12 protein-coding genes are annotated in these 11,566 nt (G+C 62.1%); 2 read left to right on the top strand and 10 right to left on the bottom strand.

From position 1 onward, the window contains the following. Positions 1–36: 36 nt before the first annotated feature. The 10 genes from IL54_RS20630 to fsa form a co-directional block, all read right to left on the bottom strand. Entirely contained in the window at positions 37–384 is a 348-nt protein-coding gene (locus tag IL54_RS20630; RefSeq protein ID WP_010338230.1) for a hypothetical protein, read from the bottom strand. A gap of 166 nt (positions 385–550) precedes the next feature. Beyond that, positions 551–793 carry a TFIIB-type zinc ribbon-containing protein gene (locus IL54_RS20635; protein ID WP_010338229.1) on the bottom strand — a complete coding sequence of 81 codons (243 nt, stop codon included), beginning with the start codon at positions 791–793 and terminating at the stop codon, positions 551–553. Positions 794–854: 61 nt separating this feature from the next. Continuing rightward, the gene (locus IL54_RS20640) at positions 855–1,478 is read right to left on the bottom strand and encodes a cation transporter (protein ID WP_037480028.1); all 624 of its coding nucleotides are present in this window, start codon (positions 1,476–1,478) and stop codon (positions 855–857) included. Beyond that, entirely contained in the window at positions 1,471–1,965 is a 495-nt protein-coding gene (locus IL54_RS20645; RefSeq protein WP_037480030.1) for a hypothetical protein, read from the bottom strand. Before IL54_RS20645 ends, IL54_RS20640 begins: the two co-directional genes overlap by 8 nt. A gap of 62 nt (positions 1,966–2,027) precedes the next feature. Beyond that, entirely contained in the window at positions 2,028–5,255 is a 3,228-nt protein-coding gene (locus IL54_RS20650) for an efflux RND transporter permease subunit (protein WP_004210791.1), read from the bottom strand. A gap of 4 nt (positions 5,256–5,259) precedes the next feature. Next, positions 5,260–6,417 (bottom strand): efflux RND transporter periplasmic adaptor subunit, encoded by a 1,158-nt coding sequence (locus IL54_RS20655; RefSeq protein ID WP_010338225.1) that lies wholly within the window; start codon positions 6,415–6,417, stop codon positions 5,260–5,262. Between the two features lie 3 nt (positions 6,418–6,420). Further along, positions 6,421–7,683, bottom strand: a complete 1,263-nt coding sequence (locus IL54_RS20660; protein WP_037480033.1) for a TolC family protein — start codon at positions 7,681–7,683, stop codon at positions 6,421–6,423. 74 nt (positions 7,684–7,757) lie between these two features. Further along, complete coding sequence (locus tag IL54_RS20665) at positions 7,758–8,093, bottom strand: hypothetical protein (protein ID WP_037480035.1); 336 nt, start codon at positions 8,091–8,093, stop codon at positions 7,758–7,760. 620 nt (positions 8,094–8,713) lie between these two features. Continuing rightward, positions 8,714–8,836 (bottom strand): hypothetical protein, encoded by a 123-nt coding sequence (locus IL54_RS25745; RefSeq protein ID WP_272945525.1) that lies wholly within the window; start codon positions 8,834–8,836, stop codon positions 8,714–8,716. 48 nt (positions 8,837–8,884) lie between these two features. After that, positions 8,885–9,538, bottom strand: a complete 654-nt coding sequence (gene fsa, locus IL54_RS20670; RefSeq protein ID WP_037480038.1) for a fructose-6-phosphate aldolase — start codon at positions 9,536–9,538, stop codon at positions 8,885–8,887. A gap of 140 nt (positions 9,539–9,678) precedes the next feature. Here fsa and IL54_RS20675 point away from each other — a divergent pair, with 140 nt between their 5' ends. Both IL54_RS20675 and priA read left to right on the top strand, forming a co-directional pair. Beyond that, complete coding sequence (locus IL54_RS20675) at positions 9,679–10,329, top strand: DUF2490 domain-containing protein (RefSeq protein WP_037480638.1); 651 nt, start codon at positions 9,679–9,681, stop codon at positions 10,327–10,329. Between the two features lie 45 nt (positions 10,330–10,374). Continuing rightward, the coding region (priA, locus tag IL54_RS24455; protein ID WP_156106340.1) for a replication restart helicase PriA at positions 10,375–11,566 on the top strand (1,192 nt) is incomplete at its 3' end.

Consider the following 11,566-nt stretch of genomic DNA (forward strand, 5'->3'; position numbering starts at 1 on the left):
GTTGGGACACGCTATCTTCGGTAAAAACAGTTGCCATCAGGGTGGATGCAGGCGTCCCTGCTTGCTGATCGTCCGGGTTCTCCTGCAGATCAGCGGTTTTTGATCGGCGCGTACTAGCTTCAACGTGTCGACGCCGGTCAGGCTGACATTGAGCTTATCGCCGACATAGGTCAGGCCCGTGTCGGGCGCAGTCAGACGGATCGGCTTCTGGTTCGGCAGGATCGCCAGATCGAGGGTCAGCCCATCGACCAGGAAATCGCCGTCCAGCTGCGTTCCATCCTCACATGCGTAGAGATGCTCCCCAACGAGCGTGGGAATGGAATTGCGATCATGACGGCTTTCATCGCCGCCACCATTCTGCTGACATCCCATCAGGCTGAGCATCAGGCCTCCTACGGTCAGGGAGAGACGGCTCAAACGATATTGTTTCAGGCGCATGTTGTTTCCCGGATCAGGAGGAAGAAACTGTCGTCATGGGCGGCGAGGGATGCCGCCCATGACGCGGGCCGTTCTCGCACACAGGGGGTAGGTGCGGCGGCCAAGCTGGTTGTCAGTCGAAGAGATCGCGCAGGAAGCCCTTGCGACGACCATGGTGGCCGCCCCGAGATCCGTGGCTGTCGCCACGATCGCTTCCATGCTTTGAGCCGAACACACCAAGCGTGCCTTCACGCCGTTCGGTCGGCTGAGTTTCGCTGATGCTGCGTTCGATGATCTTGTCGAGTTCACCGCGGTCGAGCCAGACGCCACGACATTGAGGGCAATAGTCGATCTCGATGCCCTGCCGCTCGCTCATGAGCAGGTCGACCTTGCAGACCGGACAGGGAAGTCCTTGCGGAGAAGTACGAGTTGTCATTTCAGGCCTCCTTGATTTCTGGGCGGCCCTTGGCCTCCCGAATTTCGCTACGAGCATCCTTCAGGATCTCGACCCCGCCCTTGATGGCGATCAGCGCAGTGGCGACGCCGACGAGAAGATCCGGCCAGTTTGTGCCGAGCCACCAAACCAGCACGCCGGCGATCAAAATGCCGCCATTCGAAATGAAGTCGTTGAAGCTAAAGGTTGTAGCTGCGCGCATGTTGACGTCGGGCTGCTCAAGCCGTTGCAGCAGCCTTAGGCAGATGAAGTTTACGATGGCTGCCACAGCCGACATCGCCATCATGGCCGTGCCAATGGGCTCGCTGCCGTAGACATATCGACGACCGACGTCGATGAGGATGCCGACTGCGAAGACCAGCAGCATGGAGCCTGAGAACATTGCCGCTCGGCTCTTCCACGTGACGCCTCGGCTCAGGGCTACAAGGCTCAGCGCATAAACGAGCGCATCCGACAAATTGTCGACGCCATTGGCAATGAGCGCGCTGGAATCTCCGGTGAAGCCCACGACGAAGAAGGCAGCAAATATGAGAACATTGAGGATCAGCACGATCCAAAGCGTCTTGCGCTCCATTCCCTGATCGGCGCCAGTCGTTGCGCTATCCATCGCGCCTCTCCTTACCCTTGGTCACGTTGAGAGCACGACGCTTGTGACGATTGGCTGGGGCAACCGAGCGGACCGTTCGCTTCGTTGCTGCCATGAACCTTGCGTCCTGGATCTTCATCTGACGGCGAAGGCCCCCGGCTAAAGGGCGTGCCAATAATCCAAGGATGCCCTTGCACTCGAAACTGTGCCGGACGTGCAGGCCAGTCTCGTCCTCGAAAATTTCATATCCCTCTTCGATGCTGAAAAGCAGAAACGTCGCCGCTTTCCAGCGGATAGTGTCGGGCTTCTCATTGGCCACGATTATGGCTTCGAGCGATGCTCGCTTGCCCATCAAGGTCCAGGTCATGTCGATCTTGTTCCCAAGCTCGACGACCCCCGCACCAAAACAATAGTGCGGATGCCACGCCTCATAGCGATTGAGGTCGGCCAACAGTGTCCACGCCCGCAAACGCGAGATCTGAGGACTGAATATGGTTTCCTCTCTCATCGGTCTGATCCTTTCCTTCGATCAGGAAGAGGCGGGAGGGCAGTTGCTGCCCTCCCGTCACATCAGTGCTGCGGTTGAACAGACGGGGAGACCTCGATCTCTGGATCATCCTCCTCGACCATCGTCGTGCGGCCGTATCGCGCGTAGAGCGTCGGCAGGACGAACAGGGTCAGGAGCGTCGCAGAGATCAGGCCGCCGATTACGACCGTCGCCAGCGGCTTCTGGACTTCGGCGCCAGCGCCGCTGCCCAAGGCCATGGGCACGAAGCCGAGGCTTGCGACCAACGCCGTCATGACCACTGGCCTCAGACGCTGAAGCGCGCCCACCCGAGCGGCTTCGGCCCGGTCCATGCCGGTTCGCATGAGATCCTGAATGGAGGACACCATGACGAGACCGTTCAGGACCGCGATGCCGGACAGCGCGATGAACCCGACCGCTGCGGAGATGGAGAAGTCCATACCCCGAAGGAAGAGGGCCAGCACGCCGCCCACGAGGGCGAGAGGAACGCCGGTGAACACGATGGCGGCATCTCGGACTGACCCCAACGCGCCATAGAGGAGCAGCAGGATCAAAACAAAGCAGGCCGGGATCACCAGCTGTAGGCGTTCCTGAGCCGAAGCCAGATTTTCGAACTGGCCACCCCATTCGAGATAGCTGCCCGGCGGAAGACGCACTTCCTTACCAATGGCAGCCTGCGCATCCGCGACCACGCCGCCGACGTCACGGCCACGCACGTTCGCCTGGACTACTACACGACGCTTGCCGTTTTCACGGCTGATCTGATTTGGACCGTCGACGACGCGGATATCCGCAACGCTGGCCAGCGGAACAAACTGGCCGCTCGGGGTCGGCACCTGAACCTGACTGAGCAGCGAGATGTCACCACGCTGATCTTCGGAAAGTCGGATTACCACCGGGAAGCGGCGGTCGCCTTCGAAAATCATGCCCGACTGCTGGCCACCCAGCGTTGCGTTCACGATGTCCTGCACGTCCTGAGCGGTGACGCCGAGGCGGGCCATGGCGTCGCGATTCACCCGAATGTCGAGCATCGGAAGGCCCGTGGTTTGCTCGACCTTCACGTCGGCGGCCCCCTGCGTACGACGCAGGACGCTGGCGATCTTCTCAGCCGTCGCGTTCATCGAGTTGAAGTCGTCCCCGAAGACCTTGACCGCGATATCACCACGCACGCCGGCGATGAGCTCGTTGAAGCGCATCTGGATCGGCTGGGTGATCTCGTAGGCGTTGCCCGGGAATTTGGCGAGTTCCCCCTCGATCCGAGAGATGAGTTCCTCCTTCTTCAGGCTGGGGTCCGGCCATTCCTTCCGGTCCTTGAGGATTACGAACATATCAGTGGCGTTGGGCGGCATCGGGTCGGATGCCAGTTCGGCCGTACCGGTCTTGGAGAAGACGAACTTCACCTCCGGCTGCTTCGACATCATCTGTTCGATCGGCACCTGCATCGCCTGGCTCTGCTGCACCGACGTCGCCGGAATACGCAGAGCCTGAATCAGAAGGTCGCCCTCATCAAGCTGCGGCAGGAAAACCTGGCCCAGAGACATGAAGGCCAGGATCGCGAGAACGAAGCCGCCGACACCAGCGCCGACAGTGACTACAGGCCGCTTCATCGCCCGGTCGAGACCGGGTTCGTAGCGGGCCTTGAGCCAGCTCATGATCCGTCCTTCCTTCTCTTCGATCCGCTTGGACAGCCACAGGGCGATCGCGGCGGGAACAAAGGTCAGGGAGAGGATGAAGGCGCAAACCAGCGCGATGATTACGGTAAGCGCCATCGGCACGAAGGTCTTGCCCTCGACACCGGTCAGGGTGAGGAGCGGCACATAAACGAGGATGATGATCGCCTGGCCATAGACCGACGGCTTGATCATCTCCCGGGCAGCAGAAGCGACCGTATCCAGCCGTTCCTTCACGGTGAGCAGACGCCCTTCGTGATGCTGATGCTCAGCCATGCGTCGCAGGGCATTTTCGACGATGATGACGGCGCCATCGACAATGAGGCCAAAGTCGAGCGCGCCAAGGCTCATGAGGTTCGCTGACACCCCGGCACGCAACATGCCAAAGCCGGTCAGCATCATGGTCACCGGGATGATGACGGCGGCGATCAGCGCGGCACGGAAGTTGCCGAGCAGCAGAAACAGCACCACGATGACAAGGACCGCGCCTTCGCCCAGATTCTTGGCGACCGTCTTGATGGTCGAGTTCACCAGCGCCGTACGGTTCAGCACAGGCTGGACGATTACGTCTGGCGGCAGTGAGGCGTTGATCTCCTCCAGCCGGTTGGCGACTGCGGTCGCGACGGTGCGGCTATTCTCGCCGATCCGCATGATGGCGGTGCCGACGACGACCTCAGTTCCGTTTTCGGACGCCGACCCCATGCGAATCGCCTGACCGGTACGAACAGATGCAACCTGACCAAGGGTGATGGGTACACCTTCCCGGGTGGCCACCACGATCTTGGAAAGTTCGTCGGCGTTACGGACAAGAGCGTCCGCACGGACTGCCAGACCTTCGCCATTGCGATTGACGAAGCCGCCACCGACGCTGGTGTTGTTGCGTTCGAGGGCTGTGCTGAGCTGCGTCAGCGTGATCCCCATCGAAGCCAGGCGCTGGACGTCGGGCACGACGAGGAACTGCTTGGCATAGCCGCCAATCGAATCGACGCCGGCCAAGCCCTGCGTGTTCTTCAGCAGCGGCGAAACGATCCAGTCCTGCGCGGTACGCAGGTAGGTCGCCTTGTCGGTGTCGTTCGTCAGCCGTTCGCCTTCCGGCGTGATGTAGCTGCCATCGGGCTGCATGCCGGGTTCACCCGGCTGGTGCTTGTCGTCCTTGCGATGCTCCAGACGGACGGTCCACATATAGACCTCGCCCAGACCGGTGGCGATCGGGCCCATTTCGGGCGTTACGCCATCGGGCAAGTTCTCGGACACGCCTGTCAGGCGCTCGCCGACCTGCTGGCGGGCGAAAAAGATATCCGTCTGATCGGAGAAGACCGCCGTCACCTGCGCGAAACCATTGCGGCTAAGCGAACGGCTATATTCGAGGCCCGGAATGCCGGCGAGCGCAGTCTCGATCGGGAACGCCACCTGCTTTTCGACCAGTTCGGGCGAAAGCGCGGGCGCACGGACGTTGATCTGCACCTGATTGTTGGTGATGTCCGGCACTGCGTCGATAGGCAGGCGAGACAGGGCGGCGGCGCCGATCACGGCGGCAATGGCGGTCAGCAGCAGGACGAGCCAGCGCTTGTGAACCGCCCATGTTACGATTGGGGCGATCATCGGCTCAGTCCTCCGCGGCTTCGCTCTTGCCGAGTTCGGCCTTGAGCGTGAAGCTATTGACGGTGGCGATCTCCTCGGTGCCCTTCAGGCCCGACTTGATGATCACGCTGTCGCCGGCACTGTCGCCCAATTGGACGGCGGTTGCCTGGAACCCGGTCTTGGTCCGCACAAAGACGACCGACCTGCCCTCCTCTGTCTGCACTGCAGTCAGCGGCACACGGATCGCGCCATCGCCGCCGCTGCCGGTGAGCGCGACCGATGCCGTAACCGGCTCGCCGACGCGCCAGAGGCCATCACGATTGTCGAGAGTCGCGATGACGGGAACCAGTCGCGTATTGGCATCGAGCGCCGGCGACACGAACGTCACCTTCGCGGTCGCCTGTCGACCAGCTGCCTTGATATTCACCGTTGCGCCCGGACGCACCCGGCCCGCATCCTGCGGCTGCAGGTTGAGCGAAAGCGACACGCTCGAAAGGTTGGCGACGCGGAACAATTCAGCATCCGCCGCGACCGTCTGCCCCAGCACCACGCTGCGGCCGATAACCTGACCCGACATAGGCGCCACGATGCCGATGCGATTGAGGCCGCCGCCACCCGTGCCCGCAGCAGAAACCTGCTGCTGCGCCAGACGAAGGGCGATGCGGGCTTCGGTCGCCGCAGTGCGGGCAGCGATGAGATCCTGCTCAGGCGAGACGCGCTGCGAAAACAGACGCTGTTCGCGGGCGAGATTGCTGTTCGCCAGAGACAGCCGTGCGCGAGCAGCTTCGGTCTCGGCGTTGAGCGAGGCGGCCTCGCGGCTCTCGATCACGGCAAGCGTCTGGCCGCGACCGATCGACTGCCCAAGGTTACGGGTCAGCGAAACCACGCGGCCACCGATCGCGGCCGATACCACCTGCGTGCCCTGAGGGTCGCCATCGATGGTAGCGGGGAGCTCGATCGTGCCCGAGCCGCCCATCATCGGGCGCGCCGTCTGAATGCCAGCCGATGCGATCTGATCGGCCGAGAGCGTGATCTTGCCCTCTTCGGCTTTCTCCCCTGCCTTTGCTTCAGCAGCGGGTGCCGCGTCGTTGGACGGATTCTCCTCGGCACCGCTTCCGCAAGCGGCGAGCGCCAGCATCAGGGACAGGGGCAAGGCGGCGTAGATGATCTTCTTAGATGTCATGGATCAGTTCCCCTGTTCCGGCGCGGGCGCTGTCAGGCGCTCCAGTTGCGCGCGGGCATTTTGATAAGAGGCAAGTGCGTCGATGGCGGCGAGACGCGTCTGAGCAAGCGTGCGTTCTGCATCGAGCAGGTCGAGCTGGCCGAACTTGCCTTCGCGATAGCCGATGCGAGCAATATGGGCCGCTTCCTGGGCCGCCTCAAGGGCAGGACCAGTAGCCGTCTGTGCAGTGACTGCGGCATTCGATGCCGATGTCTGCGCGTCGGTGATTGCCTGCTCGACATCGAGTGCCGTCATACGCTTCTGGGCTTCCACCTGATTGCGCTGCGCGCGAGCCTGCGCGACAGCCGCCTTACCCGAATTGAAAATCGGGATAGGCATCGTGACCGTGAAGATCAGGGCCGTGTCGTTGGTGGCTGACAGCCTGCGTAAACCGGGGCCAGCTTCGAGATTGGGGACTCGTTGAGAATTGGCGAGTCGGACATTGGCATCAGCTACGGCAAGGTCCGCGTCTGCGGCAGCCAGGGCCAGCGTACCTACCGCGCTCGGTGGGACTTCGGGACCATAGCCACGTGGCAAGCGCTCCAACCAAGCCGTATCGAGCGGTCCGCTCATCGGTTGCCCAATCCGACGCTCAAGATTGGCGCGGCTGGCCTGTGCCAGCCGAATGGTCCGAACCAGTTCGGCGTCGGCGTTGATCTTCGCGACATTGGCGCGCTGCTCCTCAATCGGAGAAGCACGGCCGGCCTTTACCCGTACGCTCGCGGCATTCGCTGCGTCGCCAGCGATGCGCGATTGATCGCGTGCCGTCTGGACACGCCGTTCGGCAGCAGCCGCTTCGATATACAGCTGCGTGACCTGCAGCCTGATGTCTGCCTGCGTGATCGCCGAGACTAGCAGCGCCTTGTCGGTCTGGGCATTAGCGACCGCGATGCGTGCGGACCGCTTGCCACCCAGTTCTATGGGAACAGCCATGCTGACCGTCGACTCGGCGCTACCAACGCCGCGATAGGGTCCGCTTCCCGCGATATTTTCCACCTGCGTCTGCACGGTGGGATTGGGACGAAGGCCAGCGACGGTACGTGCGGCGCGAGCCGCTTCGACATTGGCCTGCGCGGCTTCGGCCGCCGGGGCGCTGCCACCAGCTGCGGCAACCGCCTCATCAAGCGTATAGGGTGATGCCCCCGCTACCGCAGCGGGCATCTCCTGTGCCTGCGCCACAGCGACGCAGGACACGGCAGCCAATAAGGCTGCAATGGATCGGAACATGAATAGGAATCCTGAACACGAGTCATGGACGACCGGCGGCCTGAATTCAGGCGCAACGGTCCATTATGGCTCTGTCAGGCTATAGGTGGGCGCAGGTCGGGGCCGATGGCCCAACGCTTGGACGGGATCGGTGCAGGAATGAACGCAGGAGCGTTCACCGCGGAGGGGAGCATATCATCGCTGGCCGAAGCCGGCACGAACGCCGGAGCGCCCTGACAACCACCATGATGGTGCGGCATGCCCTTGTCAGCATCGCCCTGCGTCTGGTCCGCATCGCCATCACTATGCACATAACCGGAGCATTCGATGGTGGGCGCCTGAGCGTTAGGAACTTCCTGGGCATGCACCATCGTCGTCGTCAGCATGGACAACGAAATCAGGCAGAGCAGGAAACGTCCCAAGCGGCGCATGACAGGCTACATAGTAGGCTTTCCGCAGAATGTCATCTGCAAAAGTAAAATCGCGGCATATTGGACTGTTTCTGAATGATACATCAGATCATTGTGCCATGATAGCGCACTGATACACCATATCATCACGGATTAACTTTACCTAAACTATGATGCGGTCGAATATACATCAGGGCGTAGATAAGAATCATTCGAATAAATTTACATATCATCCCAGATACAAGGCTCAATTTACCAAAATAGCCAACCCCCGTCTTATGGGCATTACAGAACCATCGGAATAACGCAGCACATCAGGCAGAGGCTTTGTGAGATCGCTTCATTGGCAATGCCTGCATGGCCTTCCGCTCACCTCAGAAGCGCCCCCTCATTCGTCATCATTGATATGATGCTGCTCAACGCCGAACGTGTCCGCGATCTGCCCGGGACCTCGCCGCGACCTTCGTGAATCTGATTTGTCGGCATGGCCGCCAGCGACACTTGTCCGCCAGCGGATCCCTTTGTAGCGCGCATAAAACAAGGATCGGAGCAGAAGTTGACAATGCCCCCCTTCCAGAGGAGCAGAAGTTGAAAATCAGCCGTGATCCTCTGATGACAAAAGCACCGGAAACTCTGGAGGGTCAGGAGCAGACTTCCTGACAACCGACACCACCCATGACCATGAGCAGCGCCAGACCGATGATGGTGAGCAGCAGCGAGAACCAGAGAAAGCCGAAATCGGGCTTGTCGGGATCGTGGCTCATGGAATTTTCCTTAGGGCGGGACGACAGTTGCCGTCCCGCCTGTTCAGATCACAGGATCGACTGGCCGGTCTTGGCCCAGTCGGCGGCGAAGCCTTCCAGCCCCTTGTCAGTCAGCACATGCTTGGACAGCATGCGGATGACGGCGGGGGGTGCGGTCATGACGTCGGCGCCGATGCGGGCGCTTTCCAGCACATGGATGGGATGGCGGACGCTGGCGACCAGGATTTCGGTGTCGAAGCCATAATTGTCGTAGATCAGGCGAATATCCTGGATCAGCGCCATGCCATCGAAGCCATTATCGTCATGGCGGCCAACGAAGGGGGAGATGAAGGATGCCCCGGCCTTGGCCGCGAGCAGCGCCTGATTGGCGGAGAAGCAGAGGGTGACGTTGACGAGCGTGCCTTCGTCGGTCAGCGCCTTGCAGGTCTTGAGCCCGTCGATGGTCAAGGGCACCTTGATGCAGACATTGTCCGCGATTTTGCGCAGAACTTCTGCTTCTTTCATCATCGTTTCATGGTCGAGCGCGACGACTTCGGCGGAGACGGGGCCGTCAACCAGGCCACAGATTTCCTCGACCACTTCGAGGAAGGCGCGGCCCGACTTGTGGATCAAGGACGGGTTGGTGGTCACGCCGTCGAGCAAGCCAGTGGCGGCCAGGTCGCGAATGTCGGCGGTGTCGGCGGTGTCGACAAAGAATTTCATGGATTTGGGCTCCGGGGATGAATGAGTCGGTCCCCTTTAGCCGCTGGCCGCCGGTTTCGCCATCGTCGGCGGCGCAGGGCGGCAATTGCAACAAAGCAGCAACATGCCTAAGCCGCGGGCACCCTGCCAAAGGATATGCCATGCTACTGTGCCGACTGATGATTGCCGTGTCGGTGCTGGCGATGCCCCTGCCCGTTCATGCGGCGACGCAGGAAAGCCAGGCGTGGCTGACCGAGATGGTGACGATCAAGGCGGGCCCGGCGGACATCATCACGATCGATTCGAGCCAGCGTGCGCGGTCGGACAGTCGGAGCGGCGGCGAGCAGTTTCTCAGCCGCATCGCCATCGACCACCGTATCGCCCCGGTCGTGCAACTGGGCGGGGGCTTTGCCTATCTCAAGAGCGAGGCGGACGAAGAGTTGCGGCTGTTCCAGCAGATTACGCTGACCAACGGCATCTGGATGGCGCGCACCCGGATGGAACAGCGCTTCTTCGATACGGTCGATGCGCCGGTATGGCGGCTGCGCCAGCGGCTGCAGGCCAGCGTCCCGATTGACAAAGCAAAGCAATGGACCGTGATCGCCGCGACCGAAATCTTCTTCCATCTCAATCGCGGGCGGCCCAGCGACAAGACCGGCCTGGCGACGATGCGCCATCAGATCGGCCTTCGCCATCCAATCGGCAAGGGGGTCGATGCGCAGCTTCTCTATATGCGCCAGCAGAATTTCCGTGACGGGCGGCCCGATGTCGTATCGTATGTGCCGTGGCTGACGCTCAGTTGGCGCATCTGACGCGCGGCATTTGCGTGGCGGGCGGGACGGGCTAAGGACGGGGGCATGTCCCGCGCCCGTGTCCTTTTGCTCAATGCCGCCCTGGGGCCGCTCGACTATCGCGTGCCGCACGGGATGAACGTGAAACCCGGCAGCATCGTCGTCGCGCCGCTGGGGCCGCGCCAACTGGTGGGCGTGGTGTGGGAGGAAGAGAGCTTCCCCGATGTGGAGAGCGTGGGCGACAACCGGCTGCGCAACTTGCTCGAACTGGTCGATGCGCCGCCCCTGCCCGCGCCGCTGCGCCGCCTGATCGAATGGACGGCGGACTATTATCTCAGCCCTCCCGCCGCCGTGCTGCGGATGGCGCTGGCGTCGATGGCGGCGCTGGAGGGGACGCGCACGGTCATCGAATATAAGGCGACTGGCGCTGTGCCCGAACGGATGACCGAACAGCGCGCGCAGGCGCTGGAGCGGATCGGCGAGCGGCAGGGGCTGGTGCGCGAACTGGCGATGATCGGCGGGGTCAGCGACGCGGTGATCCGTGGCCTCATCAAGCAGGATGTGTTCGAGCCGGTCGAGGTGAGCGTCGATACGCCCTTCCCCCTGCCCGATCCCGATCATGCGCCGCCTGCCCTTTCAGAAGCGCAGATGGCAGCCGCCACGACTATGGCCGATGCGGTGCGGGCGCAGGATTTTGCCCCCTTCCTGCTCGACGGGGTTACCGGATCGGGCAAGACCGAGGTCTATTTCGAGGCGATCGCGGCGGCCATGCGCGCGGGGCGGCAAGTGTTGGTGCTGCTACCCGAAATCGCGCTGACCGAGCCGTTTCTGGAGCGGTTCGAAAAGCGGTTCGGCACGGTGCCGGTCAATTGGCATAGCGGGCTGCGCCAGACCGAGCGACGGCGGGCGTGGCGCGCGATTGCGGCGGGTGAAGCGCAAGTGGTGGTGGGGGCGCGGTCGGCGCTGTTCCTGCCTTATCCCAACCTAGGCCTCATCGTCGTCGATGAAGCGCATGAGGCCAGCTTCAAGCAGGAGGATGGCGTCCATTATCACGCGCGCGACGTGGCGGTGATGCGGGGCCTCATTGAGAAATTCCCGGTCATCCTGGCGTCCGCCACGCCCGCGATCGAAACGCGGCATCAGGTGGAACTGGGCCGCTATGCCGAGATCAAATTGCCGTCGCGCTATGGCGGGGCGGAGATGCCGCATATCGAGGGCGTCAACCTGCTGACCGATCCGCCTGAGCGCGGGCGCTGGA

Source organism: Sphingobium sp. ba1 (assembly GCF_000743655.1).
Classification (GTDB): Bacteria; Pseudomonadota; Alphaproteobacteria; order Sphingomonadales; family Sphingomonadaceae; genus Sphingobium.